This window comes from Arthrobacter sulfonylureivorans (assembly GCF_022637435.1).
Taxonomy (GTDB): Bacteria; Actinomycetota; Actinomycetes; order Actinomycetales; family Micrococcaceae; genus Crystallibacter; species Crystallibacter sulfonylureivorans.
Genome location: NZ_CP093326.1, coordinates 3,638,687 through 3,653,960, shown reverse-complemented (window position 1 = coordinate 3,653,960; position 15,274 = coordinate 3,638,687). Strand labels below are relative to the sequence as shown.

Below are 15,274 nucleotides of genomic sequence, written 5' to 3'. Positions count from 1 at the left end.
TAGGGGCATCATTCGGTCCAGAGCAAGCCGGGGCTATTTTTCGGAGTCGGGGTCGCCGATGTGGCCGGGGGCGTTGACGTCCAGGACACGCTCGACGAACGCACCGTACTCCGCCATGTAGTGACTCAGGAAGCCCTTTGTCGATTCGTCCTTGACCTCGCCGTCCTCCCCGTATGCCTCCGGTTTGAAGGAGATATAGACCTCCGGGGCGTTCAGTTGCGGAGCGTCAAGGAAGCTGAGGACACCGCGCATGGAGGACTGCATCACGGCGGTGCCGATGCCGCCGGGGGAGGCGCCGACAATGCCGGTGGGCTTGCGCGCGAAGGAGTTGGTGCCCCACGGCCGGGAGCCCCAGTCGATGGCGTTCTTCAGTGCGCCCGGAATAGAGCGGTTGTACTCGGGGCTGACGAACAAGATGCCGTGGGACGCCTCGATGGCTTCCTTCAGCGCCCTGCCCTCGGGCGGATAGTTGTCGTCAAAGTCCTGGCTGTACAGGGGCAGGTCCCTGATGGGGATTTCGTTGAACTCCAAAGTGTCCGGAGCAAGCTTGATCAAAGCCTTGGCGAGCGTTCGGTTGAAGGAGGTGCTGGACAAGCTGCCGACGAAATAGCCGATCTTGTACGTGGGCATGGGATTCTTCCTTCCCGGCGGCCGGCGCGGGCCGGCCCGTTGCGGTTGATCCATTGGGCGCGGGCGCCGGAGGAGGCAGCCCGACACCCGCAAGGCTACTGCGAACCGAAACGCGTGGTAACCCGGCCCGCCCTCAGCGGCCGGTCGACGGCCTAGTTAGATTTCCCAGTCGCCAAGGCCCTCGGCGCCGTCGCCAAAGAAACCGCCCGCGCCGTCGCCGAAGAGGCCGCCGAAGCCTGCGTTGTCCGCAAAGCCCTCCCCGGCGGAGGCAACGCTATCGCCGATCCCTTCCGCCGCGCCGGCAATCCCGTCGCCGATTCCGGAGAACCCGTCCAGCAGGGGACCAGCGATGGCAGAACCGACGAAGCCGGCGGCCACCCCGGCCAGCAGCCCGGCGCCCAAGCCGCCGGCGGCACCAGCCGCTCCCGCTGCCAGGCGGCCGCCGCCGCGTCCCGATCCGCTCCGGCCGAGGATCCGTTCCATGAAGCCCGGCCGGGCTACTTCGGCGCGGGTTGCGGTCCGGGCCAGGGTTTCCGGCTGGTCGGAGGCGGCTTGCTCCGAGGCAGGGAGTTGGCTGTTGAGGTCCTCCCGGAGCATGGCGCGCTGCTGCGGCGTCAGACGGGCGAAGGCTTCGGCGTGGGCCCGCTCCATATCCTGCGGCGGCGCCGTGTGGAGCATGTATTTGTACTTGGCGATGGCCGCCTGGTCGGCGTCACGCCCGGCGCCCTGGCCCGACCTGCCGCCGCGGGGCTGCGGCGCGGACGGGTACCGCTGGCCGTCGTAACCGTCGCGGCTATAGCCGCGGTCGGCGTATCCGCGGTCCTGGCCGTAGCCAGGATCCTGCTCGTACCCGCTGCCCTGACCGTAGCCGGGCTGCTGGCCGTAGCCGGACCGGGAGTCCTGCGGCCGGTTCTGGCGCTGCTGCCCGGTGCGCTGGGACAACTGCTCTTTGGCATACTGGACCGCCATGGTTTTGCCCTTTTGGACCAGCTTGTCGAACATTCCCACGTCTTGCTCCTTGCCTGCCCGGGGTCAAAGCCGGGACTCGGTGACCATCTCTCGTCTTAACAACTGGCCGCACCCGGCGAGAGTTCCGACGGGTCCGGATGCTGGAACGAACGACACAGGATCAACGGTGGACATCCGTGTGGGCCCGGTGACGCTCCGCCTAGCTGGTGAGCTCGGCGACCGCCTGGAGATGCTGAGGGCGGACGGGAACGGTGTTCGGCTGGTATTCCGGATGCTTTTCCACGTAGGCCTTGAAATAGGGGCACACGGTGACCACTGCCAAGTCCGCGGCAATGGTGTCGTCGAGCGAGTACCGGGCCAAGCGTCCGGCGAGCCCTTGACCGGAGTATTCCTCCTTGACGGTGGTGTGGAAGAAGATCCGTTCCGGACCGGCACTGCCCTCGAACGGCAGCCAATGGGCCTTGCCGATGACTTTGTCTCCGTCGACCAGTTCGTAACGGTGGCGGTCGGCATTGGGACGGACGGTGATCGGCGATGCGGATTCCATGCTGTCTCTCCTGTAGGTGTCGGCCGTGGTCGGGGATTGTCAGTTGAAGGTGGCTCGTGTCAGCCGCGGGGGCGCAACTGGACCGTCGGCAGCGTTGGCGCCGGAAGCGGGGCCGGCATCCCCTCCGGGTAGGGGCCGAACCGGGGATAAGGGGCGCCGTCCGGGTACATGCCACCGGCTGGTTCCGGGGCGGGTTCGACGTCGATCTCGGCTTGCCATGCAGCGCGGTAGGCGACGATCTCGTCGTGGCTGCGTCCCACGAAGTTCCACCACATGATGATCTGCTCGCCCAGCGGCTCGCCGCCGATCAGGAGCACCCGTGCCGGGACGTCCCCAGCCTCCAGCACCACGCGGCCGCGGCCGGGGGAGAGGTAGACGAGGTGGTCAACGGGTACCTCGTTCCCGTCCAGCCGAAGGTCACCGGTGTCCAGCAGGATGCCGTGCTCGAACTCAGGGTCCAGGTCGAGTTCCAGCCGCGATCCGGCCCGAAGAACCGCTTCGGCGCCAAGAAGCGGTGGGGTGCGCGTATTGACCGGCGAGGTGGAACCGGCCAAGGAGCCGATGAAAACCCGCACTTCGGTTCCGTTGCCGACAACGGGTTCCGGGGCGTAGTGCTCAAACGTCGGCGGCATGTTCCGGGTCGAGTCCGGAAGGGCGAACCACAGCTGCGCGCCGTGCAGAAATGTGGTGTCCGGCGTCGAGAATTCCTGGTGGGAGATGCCGCGGCCAGCAATCATCAGGTTCACTTCGCCCGGTCGCACGATCGCCTCAAACCCGGCGGAATCACGGTGCGCGATCTTTCCAGAGAAGAGCCAGCTGACCGTGGCCAGGCCGGTGTGAGGGTGGCGCGGAACGTGCATGCCACCACTCTGCGAGACCAGATCCGGTCCGTAATGATCGAGGAAGCACCAGGCCCCGATCAGGCTGCGCCGTTTCTGCGGCAGGGTTCGGCGAACGTTCATGGCGCGGATCCCGCCCAGCGGCACATCCCGCGGAGTCAGGACCTCCACGGCGGCGGCGTCGGCTTCCAAGGTGCAGACGACTTCCTCGGGCGCAGTCTCCATGTTGCTCATGGGCTAAGTCTAGGCACGCGGGCCGCCGAATCGCCCGTGAAGCCTCCTCTCCGAACTTCACTGCGTGTACTTCGGGGAGGATAGAGGGATGGAGGAAATCGGCGAACTGCTGCGCAGTCTGGACTACTGGTGGATCTACCTCGCCGGGGCGGTATTCGTGACCGTTTCCGCCATGCTTCCTCCGGTGCCGAGCACCACGCTGTTTGTGGCGCTGGGATCGCTCTCGGTGCACACGGACCAACTCAACCCCTACCTGCTGGTGGCAGCCATGCTGGCCGGGGCGGTGGCCGGTGACGCTGCCACTTTTGTGTTGGTGCGCCACTTCAACCTCCCGGAGCGCAGGTTCTTCTCCGGGGACCACTGGCAATCCGGTTTCCACGCCGCCCGGACCAGGCTGGGGCGCAAGGGCCTGCCGCTGGTGATGACGTCCCGGTTTGTTCCCCTGGGGCGGCTGACGCTCAATGTGGCTGCAGGGATGATTCCCCAGCCTGGCCGACGGTTCCTGGCCCACTCCGTCATTGCCGGTGTGCTGTGGTCCGCCTACTCGGTGGGCGTCGGCGCACTCTCCGGAGCCTGGCCCCAGCTGACCACAGAGTTCGCCGTACTGCTGGCCATCGCCGTGTCGCTGGTGCTCGGGTGGCTGATCAATCAAGCGATCAGCTGGTGGGAAGGCCGGCAACTGCCGGAGTTTGTCCGGAAACGGGCCAGCTAGACGGCTGCCGCCAAGGCCGGCCGGGACACAGGCCGAAACGACAGTGACGGCTTCCGTCCTATCCCCGCTCTTCCACCCCGCACCAGTTGGCGATGAACAGGGCGATGCTTTTGGTGATTCGACGGACTGACTCGACGGACACGCGCTCGTCGAAGCCGTGGATCGCTTCGGAGACCGGTCCGTAAACCAGCGTAGGAGTGTCGGCGTAGAGCGTGAAGACGCGACCGTCGAGGTAGCCGGGCGTGGTGAAACTGCCAAGCTCCGTGCCGAAGACCTGCTGGTGGGTGCTCTCCAGCAGAGACTCAGCTTCGCTCCCGGGTTCCAGCACGTATCCTTCGGAAAAGAATCCGGTCCGGGTGGCGACGGCGTGGATGGGTGCCGGCCCGGCCCCCAACTGCGCGAGGCATTCCTGCAGTTCCGCCCAGGCCTGTTCAGCGGGGATACCGGGGTAAATGGCCGCCCGGACATCGAATTCGCACCAAGCGGGCACGCTGGAGGGCCAGTCGCCGCCGGCAATCTGCCCGAAATTGAAGTTGATGGGGTGCTTCAGGTCCTCGAAAAAGCGGTGCTGGCCGCGGTCAGCGTTCCACTTTTCCTCCACCTCCCGCAGCGCGGTCATGGCGGTATAGGCGGCGTCAATGGCGTTGAATCCGGTGCCCATTTCGCGCGGATGGGTCGGGCTGCCGGTGACGCGCACTTTAAGCCAGATCACCCCGACGTTGGCCCGGACCAGCATGTCCTCTTCGGGCTCCGGGATGATCACGGCGTCCGCCCGGTAGCCGCGCATGAGCGCGGACAGGGAACCATTGCCGGTGCATTCTTCTTCGACGACGGACTGGAAGTGGATACGGCCGGCGGGTTCAAGACCGGCGGCCCGGACGGCGTCGAACGCGAAGAGGTTGGCGGCCAGTCCGGCCTTCATGTCGCCGGCGCCGCGGCCGTACATCCAACCGTCGACGATGGGTGCGTCCCAGGGGGAGCGGGACCAGTGCTCTTCCGGCCCCTCCGGAACCACGTCGACGTGCCCGTTCAGGATCAGCGAGCGGCCGGCCTCGGCGGCGGGGAGATAGGTCCCGACGACGTTCGTCACGTCGTCGTAGGAGACGGTGACCGGCCCGAAGCCTTGATGCGTGGCGAGCTCCTCGGGATCGAGCTGCCAGCGGTCCATGTCCAGCCCGCGCGCGGCCATCGCCGAGTGCAGCAGGTCCTGGGCGCTGCCTTCCTGGGTGCGGAGTGACGGGTGCTTCACGAGTTCTTGGGTAAAGGCGAGTTGTGCGTCGAAAGCGGCGTCGACGGCCGCGGTGATGCGACGGGACTGTTCTTCGGTGATCATCCAATGCTCCTTGGTACGGCCCGGGGGAGCCGCCCGGCTGGGCGGCTCCCCCGGGGTGGTTGGAGAGTGCTGCTTTCGACGGCGGTGCGAGCCTGCCGTCGGGACCCGCACCTGTTGGGGCGGGCAGCGGGGCTAGGCGTCGGCCACGATCCGCTTGTCCTGGACGCGCATCCGCTCGCCAAGGAAGCCGCCGACGGCGGTGAGCAGCGCGATGATGGCCAGGATCATTGCCGCACCCCAGGACTGGTTGCCGGAGACGCCGAGCATCGCGGTAGCGATCATCGGCATGAACCCGCTGGTCGCGCCGGCGATGTTGTAGCCCAGTGCCACGCCGGAGTAGCGCAGTTTAGCCGGGAACAGTTCGGTCAGCAGCGCACCGTTGACCGCGTACGCTACAGCGATCAGCATGATGCCGATGGTGATCGCCAGCGTGATCATCAGCGGCGATTTCGTGTCGATCATGGCGAACAACGGGAAGGCCAGGACGGCGGTCAGGATGCCGCCCCACATCGTGACCTTGCCCGGACCAACCTTTTCCGCGAGCCGGCCCATCAGAATGGTGACGACGATCTGCGCGAAGGCGGCGATCAGCGTGGCATTGACCATCACATTGCGGTCCACGCCCAGGGTGTTGACGCCGTAGCTGACCACGAAGGTGGTGATCATGTAGAAGCCGCCCACGCCCAGCAGGGCAGCGAGCACGGCAACCACCAGGCGGCCGCCGGCATGCCGGAAGACGTCGAAGGCCGGGACCTTGGAGGTCTCCTCTTGGGCGAGCAGATCCTTGAAGATCGGGGACTCTTCGACCTTGAGTCGGATCCAGAGCGCGATCAGCAGCATCGGGAAGGACAGCAGGAACGGGATGCGCCAGCCCCAGGCGTCGAAGAAGTCGGAGGGGAACAGCAGCACCAGGGTGAAGGCAGTGGAGGCCATCAGGGTCGCCACCGGCGAGCCAATCTGGACCATGGCGGCGTAGCGGCCGCGCTTCTCCGCCGGGGCGTGCTCGACGGCCATGGTCACAGCACCGCCCCATTCGCCGCCCACGGCCAGGCCTTGAACGAGCCGCAGCACGGCGAGCAGGATCGGGGCGGCCAAGCCAATGCTGCCGAAGTCGGGCAGCAGGCCGATCAGGCCGGTGGCGACGCCGATCATCACGATGGTGGTCAGCAGCGCGGGCCGGCGGCCGAACTTGTCTCCGATGTAACCGAAGAGCATGGCACCGATCGGGCGGGCGGCGAAGCCCACGCCGAAGGTGGCGAAGGACGCCAGCAGCGCGGCCGTCGGATCCAGGTCCGTGAAGAACAGGCGGTTGAACACCAGCGCTGCGGCCGTACCGAAGAGGTAGTAGTCATACCATTCGAGAGCGGTCCCGACGAAGGCTGCGCGGGCGATCTTGCCCGCGTCCTTGCCGGAGACTTTCGGCGGAGCGCCGGGGGTATTAACGGATAGCGGCGTCGTCACGTGGTTGCCTTTCAAGCTGTGCGGGCCGGCGTCGTTGGTGGAGCCAACGGCGGCCCATTAAATCTTATGGCCCTGAACGGAGGACATCCCGCGGTAGAGCTGTGAAGTACCTCTCGACTGTAAGGGAGTGCCAATCACCTAACCAATGACATTACCCACCGACTTGACAACACTGGATTGTGCATTTTCACAAGGAAGTGCCGGTTTGGTAGTCCGCGAGGGTGACCAGCGCCAGTGCGGCCTGGGCGGGCACCGTCATGTCGAGCCCGATGACTTCTTCCAGTGAATGTAGCCGGTTGACCACCGTATTCCGGTGGCAGTACAGTTCCTCCGCCGTTTCCTTGATCGACCCGGTCCGGCCGTAGCTGTGTGCCACCTGCAGCAACCGCTGGCGTTCGTGCGGTGTGCAGTGGTCCAGGGCAGTGGTGACCGGAAGCGAGAACCCGGGGAGAGTCTTCTCCAAGAGGTCCCGGGCGATAGTCATCCAGGTGCCGGGGATGGTCGCCAGCCCTGCATCCGCCCCATGTTTGGCGGCCAACACCAGGGCCGACGCCGCAGCCTGGGGGATCGCCGCCAGGCCCTCAACGCCAGGGACGTAACCTGCCGGGAACTCGGGTGGGTCATCCTGCCACGTCCGTCCGGCGCGGACTACGCGGAAAAGGTACAGGGCTCCGGCGCGTTCATAGGAGAAGGTCTGGCGGTCCGCAGCAGGCTGCCGCTGCAACTTGGCCACGGTTTCCCTGGTGACTGCCAGCAGCTCGAACACGTCCGAGCTCTGTACTTCCAGGCCGGCGGCGATGTCTGACATCTCGCCGGCGTTGTCTGTGTCGGTATTGAAGAGCCGCGAGAGCAGCCGTTGCCGGTGCAGCTGTTTGTTCTGGGCGAGCAGGGCTTCTTCTTCCGAAAAGGCCTGCTGGATGCTGCTGACGTAACTTTCCACCGTGTCCAGAACGCGGTCCATATTGGCAACGAGGATCTCGGTGCCGTGCCCGCGCGCCACCCGTTCAAGCCCTTTCCACAAGACCCTGAAGTCGTTGCGGACGGCACTGAGGAAGGCTTCCATCGGGACCCCCTGGCGAGCGCGGCGCGCCGCGACGTCCCTCGGGAGGGATTGAAGATCAGCGGGCAGTTCCAGCCCCGCCAATAGGAACAGGAACATCTCCATGGTGTCTGCCGCGGTTCGGCGGACATCCTCGTCCGGCACCAGCGCGCCCTCGTAGGAGATGGTGGCGAAGCGTTCCAGGAAGTCGCTGACCAGCGAATCGCGTTCCTGCCACAACCGCTGGATGAGTTCCGTCCAGTGGGGCTCGGCCGACGGGTCGGGATTGAAGTCGCGGGGCAGGCCGGTGCTGGGTGGAAGGTCTTCTCCGCGCGACTCGCTCATTGACCCATGTTATGCAATCGCCTAATTCTTTTGTGAATTGTGGCGGCTTTTGTCGATTGAGTGCGACAATACTCCAGTGTTGAATGGGGAGGTGGCGGCCGGGCTTGGCCCTGTTCGCCGTGATCGCTCCGGGCACGCCGCAGCGAAAGCACGAAGAGGACTCATGCTCGTCGATCTCCTGATCCGCAACGCCCGCATTCTGACCCAGGATCCCGCACAGCCGGTGGCTGAAAGCCTGCTGATCCACGACGGCAAGGTGTTGGCACTCGACGTCGACCGGCAGAGCGTCCCCCGTGCCCGGCGGGTTGTCGACGCCGAAGGCGCCGTGGTTGTCCCCGGCTTCAATGACGTGCACGCCCACAGCGTGTGGTTCGGGCTGGGCCTGATGGAAGTAAACCTGGGGTCCGTCGCGAGCCTCGAAGAGGCCTATGCGGTGATCGCCGAAGCCGCTGCGTCGCTGGCGCAGGATGAGTGGGTTGTGGCCTCGGGTTACAGCCCGCTGCTGCACAACGGGGCCCAGCCTGACCGCGACCGGCTCGATGCAGCCTCCGGCGGCCGCCCCGTCTGGATCAAGCACTCTTCCGGCCATGCCTGCAATGTCAACGGCATCGCACTAGACCTGATCGTGGCCCGCGGGGCGGACCTCGCTGCGCCGATCGACGGCGGCGTCGTGGCCAGAGATGCTGCGGGCCGGCCCACCGGGTTGCTGGAGGAGAACGCCATGCGGCTGGTGCAGGACATCATGCTGCCCTACCCTCTGGCCACCATCGAGCGCGCGCTGGATTTGGCGACCTCCCACTACCTGACCGAGGGCATCACCAGTGTTACCGACGCCGGCATCGCGGGCGGATGGATTGGCTACTCACCGCGCGAGTTCGGCGCCTACCAGAGCGCGCGCGACAAGGGGCTGTTGAGCGTGCGCATGCAACCGATGATGGTTTTGGACGCTTTGCACACGGTTCCGGGGCATGACGCAGATCCGGACTCCCGGGGGCTCGACGCCGGCATCCGCACCGGTCTGGGCGACGACTGGCTCCGGCTGGGCCCGGTGAAGATCTTCAGCGACGGATCGCTGCTGGGCAGCACCGCGTACGTCACCGAAGAGTATGTTGGCTGCCCGCATAACCACGGCTACCTGCAGATGGACGCCCATGAGCTGCGTTCCTCCGCGCTGGAGGCGTACCGGGCCGGCTGGACCATCGCGATGCACGCGATCGGCGATCATGCCGTGGACCACGCGATCGACATCATCACCGAAGCCCAGGAAACATATGGCCGCAAGCCGCTGCCCAACCGGATCGAGCACGGCGGCGTCATCCGGCCCGAACAGCTGGACCGGATTGCTGCGGCCGGGATCGTCCTGGTCCCGCAGCCACATTTCATCACCGAGTTCGGCGACGGCATGGCCAAGCTGCTCGGCCCGGAACGGACGGCGACGTCCTACCCCGCCAACAGCCTGCTGAAGCGCGGCGCCACGCTGCCGGGGAGCTCGGACCGCCCGGTCTCCAACGGCCGGCCGCTTGATGTGATGCAGTCGTTTGTCCAGCGGCTAACCCCCTCCGGCGAGGTCTATGGCCCCGACGAGAGGATCACCGGGGCCGAGGCGCTGTACGCCTACACTGCTGGTTCCGCGGCCGCCACGGGAACTGAAGGGACCAGGGGCCGACTGATGCCGGGCATGCTGGCCGATCTGGTCTTCCTTAACCAGGACCCCACCGCCGTCGAACCATCGCAGATCGGCGCCACGCAGGTGCTGGCCACCATGGTGGGCGGCGAGATCCGCTATGGCGCAGAAATCTTCCCGGCGCAGGAAGGCCGTGATCCGGCGATGGCATCGACCGGGGAGGAAACCCGATGAGCACCACCAACCAGGAATTTCTGTCCGACTTCGCCACCATGTCCGGCTTCGGCGCTACCGCCGGCGGCGGCGTGGACCGGCAGGCCGGCACGACGGCGGACCACGCCACCCGCCGCTGGTTCGGCGAGTGGCTGGCCCAGCATGGCTTTGCCGAAAAAGTGGATGCGGCGGGAAACCAGTTCGGCACCCTTGACGTGGTTCCCGGCGCTCCGTATGTCCTGCTCGGGTCGCACCTGGACTCCCAGCCGCTGGCCGGCCGGTACGACGGCGCCTACGGCGTGCTGGCGGGGGCCCATGCGGCAGCCCGCGTCGCAACCGAGGCTGCTGCCGGCGGGCTCGACCCGGTGTACAACATTGCCGTGGTCAACTGGTTCAACGAAGAAGGCAGCCGCTTCACACCCAGCATGATGGGCAGCTCGGTGTTCACCGGCAAGCTCGCCTTGGAGCAGGCACTGGCCACGGCGGACCCGGCCGGGACAACGGTTGCCGAGGCCTTGGCTGCGGGCGACCGCAGCACCGGTGCCGGCGCCCCGGTGCTGGCGGACGTGGCCCGGTACGCCGAAATCCACATCGAACAGGGCAAGAACCTTGAGGAAACCGGCACGCAGGTCGGGATCGTGGACCGGACGTGGGCGGCCAGCAAGTACCGCGTCACGGTCGACGGCGCGCAGTCGCATACCGGTTCCACCCGGATGGAGGACCGCCGGGACGCCCTTTACGGGGCTGCGCTGGTGATTGCTGCCGCCCGCGATCTCGCCGCCGAGTTCGCGCCCGGGCAGCTGCACACGTCGGTGTCCGAGATGTACGTGCTGCCTAACTCGCCGGTGACCATCGCCCGGCAGGCGGTCATGAACCTGGACCTGCGTTCGCCGGACGAGGAGGTCCTGGCCCGCGCCATGGACTTGCTGGACAAGCGCATCGCCGACGCCGAGGCCCTCTCCCGGACGGACATCTCGCTGGTGCAGACGCATCGGTGGGGCTTGGTTTCCTACCAGCCCGCGGGAGTGGCGCTGGGAACCGCCAGCGCGGAACAGCTCGGCTTCAGCCACGCGGAGATCATGACGGTAGCGGGGCACGACTCCACCAACATGAAGGATGTCGTCCCCACTGTCATGCTTTTCGTGCCCAGCGTCGACGGCATCTCGCACAACGAAGCAGAATTCACCCGCGACGATGACGCCGTGCGCGGCGTGGACCTGCTGACCGAGGTCACCCGGCGGCTGGTCCGCGGCGAGCTCGCCGCCGACTAACGGTCCGCGGCCGCACCGCCGGAGGAAGGCTGGTCATCGTCGCGGCAGACACAGGGCCGGCAGCGATACGGGCAAGTCAAAAGCCGGCTCTACCGCGGCAGACGCGAAGACCAGAGCTCACGAAATCCGTGGTTGACCCATGACTGTGATCGTGGACTACAGCGCCGGAACTGCACCATCCGGAGGCATTGGAACGGCCCCGCGGACATCCGTAGGCGCCGTCGATCGCCCAATATCGCTGAGCTGCTAGATCCGAAATCCTGCCGGTCTTTCGGTTCTACGGGCAGCGCTAACGTACTTCGCGGGCCCCGCCGGCCGCGAATATTTCGGCCGCGTGTCCGGAAGCCCAGCACCCCAAGCCCACCTCTAGGCGATGCCAGTGTCCCAGCCGTTACCGGTGTTCTTGGTTCGGGGATATGACCCGCGCGCCAACCCGTTGAATGGTGTTTTCTATTCGTGGAACTCGAAGGGCCACAGACCAAGCCAGTACGAGTGCTGGCTTGGTCTGTGGCGGCAGCGTCCGGCATCCACGTTAACGATCGACCTGCCATGGTCAAAGCTTCGGCCAGTCTTGTCCCATCAGGGACCTTCAGGCACCTACTGGACCCCGTATAGCCCGCGATGAATTAGCTGACGGGGAGAGCAGTCATCCGCGTAAACAACCGGGAATTCCCTTGCTGCTGCGGGAGGCCGAACGGAGCCGTAGTGGATGTCTCTTGGAACTGGCGAATGGTTGTGGGACCGTCACGCTTTTTGTGGAAGATTGTTGGCATTCCCGGGTTGTTTCTGTGGGATTCCTGTGGGGTTTGGCTGAATAACGTTTTACCCAACAGCAACCCACTCCTCTGAAAGGGAAACCCATGACCACTGCAATTGCCAATCCCTCCCGCCGCGGCCGCATCCTCCTGTCCTTGGCCGGGCTCCTGGCTGCCGGCGCAGTGGCCGTCGGTTCGGGTGCCGACTTCGCCGCGAGTTCGGTCAATACGGACAACGCTTTCACTTCCGGCTCGTTGTCGCTCAGCAACAGCAAGGCCAACAGCGCTGTGTTCAACATGAGCAACCTGAAGCCCGGCGACAGCGTCACCGGCTCGGTGGCCATCACCAACTCCGGTACGCTGCCGGCTTCCTTCACGCTGAAGGAAACAGCCACCAGCACCTTCCCCAACGCAGACCTGCTGACCCTGAAGATCACCGACGCGAAGAACCCGAAGATAGTCTGGGCCGGCAACTTGGGCGCGTTGGGCACGACCGGCCTCGGCTCCTGGGCGGCAGGGGAACAGCGGGAATTCGTTTTCACCGTCACGTTATCGAAGGACGCGACCAACGCCGAGCAGGGCAAGACCGCCACAGCGCTCTATGCGTGGGGCGCAGTTCAGGCCGAAGGCCAGAACTACACCCAGCAGTAGCAACCAACTCACGGCGCGGCCTGCGGTTAGGGCCGCGCCGGCCTAACCGCAGGCCGCGCCCTGCGGTTAGGGCCGCGCCGGCCCACGCTCAGCCTGAAAGGACTTGACATGGCACACAGGCAGCGCACTCTTCGCCAACGGCTCGTTGGCGGCTTCATCAACATGGCGGCCGTGTTGGGCATCGCTGCCGCAGCGGCCATCCTGGTGCCCGGGCTGTTGGGCATGGAGCGCTACGTCATCACGGGGACGTCGATGTCAGGCACGTTCGAACGCGGTTCCCTGGCCTTCGAAGAGCCGGTCCCGGTGGGCCAGTTGCGGGTCGGAGATGTCATCACCTACATGCCCCCGCCGGACTCGGGGCTGACCCAACTGGTGACCCACCGGATCATCAGTATCGACGAGGACGCCCACGGGCTGGTGTTCCGGACCAAGGGAGACGCGAACAGTTCGCAGGATCCGTGGGAGTTCAGGCTGCAAGAGCCCATGCAGCCGCGGGTCGTGGCCACGGTTCCGTACGTCGGACACGCCTTCATCGCCCTGGCGGATAAGAGCCAGCGGATGCTGATCATCGGGGTCCCGGCTGGCGCCTTGGCCGCCTTCTTCCTGGTGGACTTTGTTCGCGGCCTGCGGCCAAGGCCCCAGGCAAACCCGGCTCAAGTTGGGCACCCGGCCTGACTCAACCCAATTGAAGTAACAGTGCCGGAGGGCGCCGCCAGCGCGCGCCCTCCGGCACTGTTACCTTCGCGTGGATCCTGCGTGGAAGAGCTGTGTACTTCGCCCTCCTAACGTTGAACCAAAGGTCGTCCCGTAGCGACGAATGCACCAAGACTCAGGAGAAGTCCAGGAAATGAAGGCCCGCACAGCACTGCTCGCGCTGTTGGCAGCCGTGATTGCTGTCGGCTGGGCCGGCTTGCCGGGATTCTCCACCGCCGCCTTTACCGCGACCACCACAAGCACCGCCCAGGTGACGACAGCCGCTGACTGGACTCCGCCCGTCGTCGTCCTCGATGCCCCCGCCTTTGTACTGAGGGACACGGTGACCCTGACCGCCGCCGCAACGGACGCCGAAACCGGGGTCAAGACCGTGCGGTTCGATTTTCTGGCCCCCGGAGCCTCGTCCTGGGCCGAGGTCTGCACGGCCACGCAGGCGCCCTTTTCCTGTGAGTGGAACACGAAGCCACTGGCCGACGGCAGCTATGGAATGAGGGCGACGGCGACCGACAACGCCGGGTACTCCGCCACTTCCGAGGCTCTCCGGGCGACGGTGGCCAACAACGTGCTGGTCGCCCTGGGTGACGTCGCGGACGCGGTGCGCGGAACGCCGACGCTGTCCGCCGCCGTACACAACGCCGGCGCGCTCGGCTATACGCTGCGGATCGAGTATTCGGCCGCCGATGCGAACAAGTGGACCGGGATTTGCACCTCCATGAACCCTCCTTTCAGCTGTAGCTGGAACACCGGCGCGCTGGCCAACGACTTCTACGATCTGCGGGCCGTCGCGGTCTTGGGCGGCAGCATCTTCTACTCGGCCATTGCCGAGGACGTGCTGGTGGACAACCAGGCACCGACCATCTCGATGACGGACCCCGGCTCGCCGCTTGCCGGCGTCCGAACATTCCAAGCCAAGGCCTCGGACGCCCACTCCGGTATTGCGCAGACGGTGCTGCAGTACGCTCCGTTCGGTGCGGGCAGCTACAAGGACCTCTGCACCGTCAATACCGCCCCCCACTCCTGCCGCTTCGACACCAGGGCCCTGCCCGACGGCAGCTACTCCTTCCGCGCCGTGGCCACCGATGTGGCCGGCAACAGCACCGTCTCCACGCCTATCTCCAGCCGGTTGGTGGACAACAATGCATCGGCCGTTTCAATGGAGAATCCGGGCGTCTACCTGACCGGCACGGTGACGCTTTCCGCGGCAGCCAGCTCCAAAGCCGGCGTCACCTCTGTGACCATTCAGCGCTCGACCAGCGGGACCTCGGCCTGGACCGATATTTGTGCGGACGCCACCTCGCCCTACGGTTGCAGCTGGAACAGCGCGACCGTGGTCAACGGGTTCTACGACTTCCGGGCCGTCCTGCTCGACGGAACAGGGAAAAGCACAACCTCCGATGCGACTAGCGGCCATCAGGTAGACAACACGCCGCTGCGCGGATTCGACGTCCAGGCCGCCAATGGGGGAGCCGTCGGCAAACTGCAGCCGGGCGACTCGATCACCTACACCTACAACCAGCAGGTCAACCTGTCCTCCATCACGCCCGGCTGGACCGGTGCGCCCCAGGCCGTCACCGTCCGACTGCAGGACGGCGCGCTGCTAGGCCTTGGCGCCACCGGCGACACCCTCGACGTGCAGCGCTCCGGCAGTGCGGTCAACCTCGGCTCGGTGAATCTGAAGCAAAACTTCGTCAAGGCCAACAAGACCGCACAGTTCAACGCCACCATGAGGGCGGGCACGACGACGGTCAACGGTGTGCAGGCGACCACCGTCACCGTCGCCCTCAACAACACGGGCAGCGGCAGCAACAACCTGCGCACCGCGTCGGCCGCCGCGAACATGGTTTGGGCGCCGTCCGCGGCCGCCCTTGATCTCAAGGGAAATGCGGCGTCGACGGCACCCGTCATTGAAGGAGGCCCCCTTGACATCGACTTCTAGA

General features: G+C 66.0%; 13 protein-coding genes. 6 read left to right on the top strand and 7 right to left on the bottom strand.

Going from position 1 to position 15,274, the window contains the following annotated elements:
- Nucleotides 1-33 precede the first annotated feature (33 nt).
- The 4 genes from MNQ99_RS16825 to MNQ99_RS16810 all read right to left on the bottom strand — a co-directional run bounded on the left by MNQ99_RS16825 (nt 34) and on the right by MNQ99_RS16810 (nt 3,219).
- Nucleotides 34-630 (bottom strand): NADPH-dependent FMN reductase, encoded by a 597-nt coding sequence (locus MNQ99_RS16825; protein WP_241913755.1) that lies wholly within the window; start codon nt 628-630, stop codon nt 34-36.
- Between the two features lie 156 nt (nt 631-786).
- Nucleotides 787-1,632, bottom strand: a complete 846-nt coding sequence (locus MNQ99_RS16820) for a hypothetical protein (RefSeq protein ID WP_241915409.1) — start codon at nt 1,630-1,632, stop codon at nt 787-789.
- Nucleotides 1,633-1,798: 166 nt separating this feature from the next.
- Nucleotides 1,799-2,146: a GNAT family N-acetyltransferase gene (locus MNQ99_RS16815; protein ID WP_241913754.1), complete on the bottom strand. Its 348-nt coding sequence runs from the start codon at nt 2,144-2,146 to the stop codon at nt 1,799-1,801.
- A gap of 59 nt (nt 2,147-2,205) precedes the next feature.
- Complete coding sequence (locus MNQ99_RS16810; protein ID WP_241913753.1) at nt 2,206-3,219, bottom strand: pirin family protein; 1,014 nt, start codon at nt 3,217-3,219, stop codon at nt 2,206-2,208.
- 88 nt (nt 3,220-3,307) lie between these two features.
- Between MNQ99_RS16810 and MNQ99_RS16805 the strand changes: the two genes are divergently transcribed.
- A complete protein-coding gene (locus MNQ99_RS16805) occupies nt 3,308-3,931 on the top strand; it encodes a DedA family protein (protein ID WP_241913752.1) in 624 nt (207 codons plus the stop codon).
- Nucleotides 3,932-3,989: 58 nt separating this feature from the next.
- Here MNQ99_RS16805 and MNQ99_RS16800 read toward each other — a convergent pair whose 3' ends face one another.
- From MNQ99_RS16800 to MNQ99_RS16790, 3 genes are all read right to left on the bottom strand, one after another.
- Nucleotides 3,990-5,264 carry an ArgE/DapE family deacylase gene (locus MNQ99_RS16800; RefSeq protein WP_241913751.1) on the bottom strand — a complete coding sequence of 425 codons (1,275 nt, stop codon included), beginning with the start codon at nt 5,262-5,264 and terminating at the stop codon, nt 3,990-3,992.
- A gap of 132 nt (nt 5,265-5,396) precedes the next feature.
- The gene (locus MNQ99_RS16795) at nt 5,397-6,725 is read right to left on the bottom strand and encodes an MFS transporter (protein ID WP_127513422.1); all 1,329 of its coding nucleotides are present in this window, start codon (nt 6,723-6,725) and stop codon (nt 5,397-5,399) included.
- Nucleotides 6,726-6,912: 187 nt separating this feature from the next.
- On the bottom strand, nt 6,913-8,109 hold the full coding sequence (locus MNQ99_RS16790) for a helix-turn-helix domain-containing protein (protein WP_241913750.1): 1,197 nt from the start codon (nt 8,107-8,109) through the stop codon (nt 6,913-6,915).
- A gap of 163 nt (nt 8,110-8,272) precedes the next feature.
- On the opposite strand from MNQ99_RS16790, the gene MNQ99_RS16785 reads away from it, so the two are divergent.
- From MNQ99_RS16785 to MNQ99_RS16765, 5 genes are all read left to right on the top strand, one after another.
- Nucleotides 8,273-9,967, top strand: coding sequence for an amidohydrolase (locus MNQ99_RS16785; protein WP_241913749.1), 1,695 nt, complete (start codon nt 8,273-8,275; stop codon nt 9,965-9,967).
- On the top strand, nt 9,964-11,217 hold the full coding sequence (locus MNQ99_RS16780; protein WP_241913748.1) for a M20 family metallo-hydrolase: 1,254 nt from the start codon (nt 9,964-9,966) through the stop codon (nt 11,215-11,217). The genes MNQ99_RS16785 and MNQ99_RS16780 overlap by 4 nt, the downstream gene beginning before the upstream one ends.
- Nucleotides 11,218-12,077: 860 nt before the next feature.
- Nucleotides 12,078-12,623 (top strand): CalY family protein, encoded by a 546-nt coding sequence (locus MNQ99_RS16775; protein ID WP_241913747.1) that lies wholly within the window; start codon nt 12,078-12,080, stop codon nt 12,621-12,623.
- 108 nt (nt 12,624-12,731) lie between these two features.
- A complete protein-coding gene (locus MNQ99_RS16770) occupies nt 12,732-13,298 on the top strand; it encodes a signal peptidase I (RefSeq protein ID WP_241913746.1) in 567 nt (188 codons plus the stop codon).
- A 172-nt stretch (nt 13,299-13,470) separates the two neighbouring features.
- On the top strand, nt 13,471-15,273 hold the full coding sequence (locus MNQ99_RS16765; RefSeq protein WP_241913745.1) for an Ig-like domain-containing protein: 1,803 nt from the start codon (nt 13,471-13,473) through the stop codon (nt 15,271-15,273).
- Nucleotide 15,274 lies beyond the last annotated feature (1 nt).

What these genes read in the sequence shown, in the direction of transcription:
- MNQ99_RS16825 (WP_241913755.1), bottom strand. Translation starts at nt 630, where the DNA reads ATGCCCACGTACAAGATCGGCTATTTCGTCGGCAGCTTGTCCAGCACC.
- MNQ99_RS16820 (WP_241915409.1), bottom strand. Translation starts at nt 1,632, where the DNA reads ATGTTCGACAAGCTGGTCCAAAAGGGCAAAACCATGGCGGTCCAGTAT.
- MNQ99_RS16815 (WP_241913754.1), bottom strand. Translation starts at nt 2,146, where the DNA reads ATGGAATCCGCATCGCCGATCACCGTCCGTCCCAATGCCGACCGCCAC.
- MNQ99_RS16810 (WP_241913753.1), bottom strand. Translation starts at nt 3,219, where the DNA reads ATGAGCAACATGGAGACTGCGCCCGAGGAAGTCGTCTGCACCTTGGAA.
- MNQ99_RS16805 (WP_241913752.1), top strand. Translation starts at nt 3,308, where the DNA reads ATGGAGGAAATCGGCGAACTGCTGCGCAGTCTGGACTACTGGTGGATC.
- MNQ99_RS16800 (WP_241913751.1), bottom strand. Translation starts at nt 5,264, where the DNA reads ATGATCACCGAAGAACAGTCCCGTCGCATCACCGCGGCCGTCGACGCC.
- MNQ99_RS16790 (WP_241913750.1), bottom strand. Translation starts at nt 8,109, where the DNA reads ATGAGCGAGTCGCGCGGAGAAGACCTTCCACCCAGCACCGGCCTGCCC.
- MNQ99_RS16785 (WP_241913749.1), top strand. Translation starts at nt 8,273, where the DNA reads ATGCTCGTCGATCTCCTGATCCGCAACGCCCGCATTCTGACCCAGGAT.
- MNQ99_RS16780 (WP_241913748.1), top strand. Translation starts at nt 9,964, where the DNA reads ATGAGCACCACCAACCAGGAATTTCTGTCCGACTTCGCCACCATGTCC.
- MNQ99_RS16775 (WP_241913747.1), top strand. Translation starts at nt 12,078, where the DNA reads ATGACCACTGCAATTGCCAATCCCTCCCGCCGCGGCCGCATCCTCCTG.
- MNQ99_RS16770 (WP_241913746.1), top strand. Translation starts at nt 12,732, where the DNA reads ATGGCACACAGGCAGCGCACTCTTCGCCAACGGCTCGTTGGCGGCTTC.
- MNQ99_RS16765 (WP_241913745.1), top strand. Translation starts at nt 13,471, where the DNA reads ATGAAGGCCCGCACAGCACTGCTCGCGCTGTTGGCAGCCGTGATTGCT.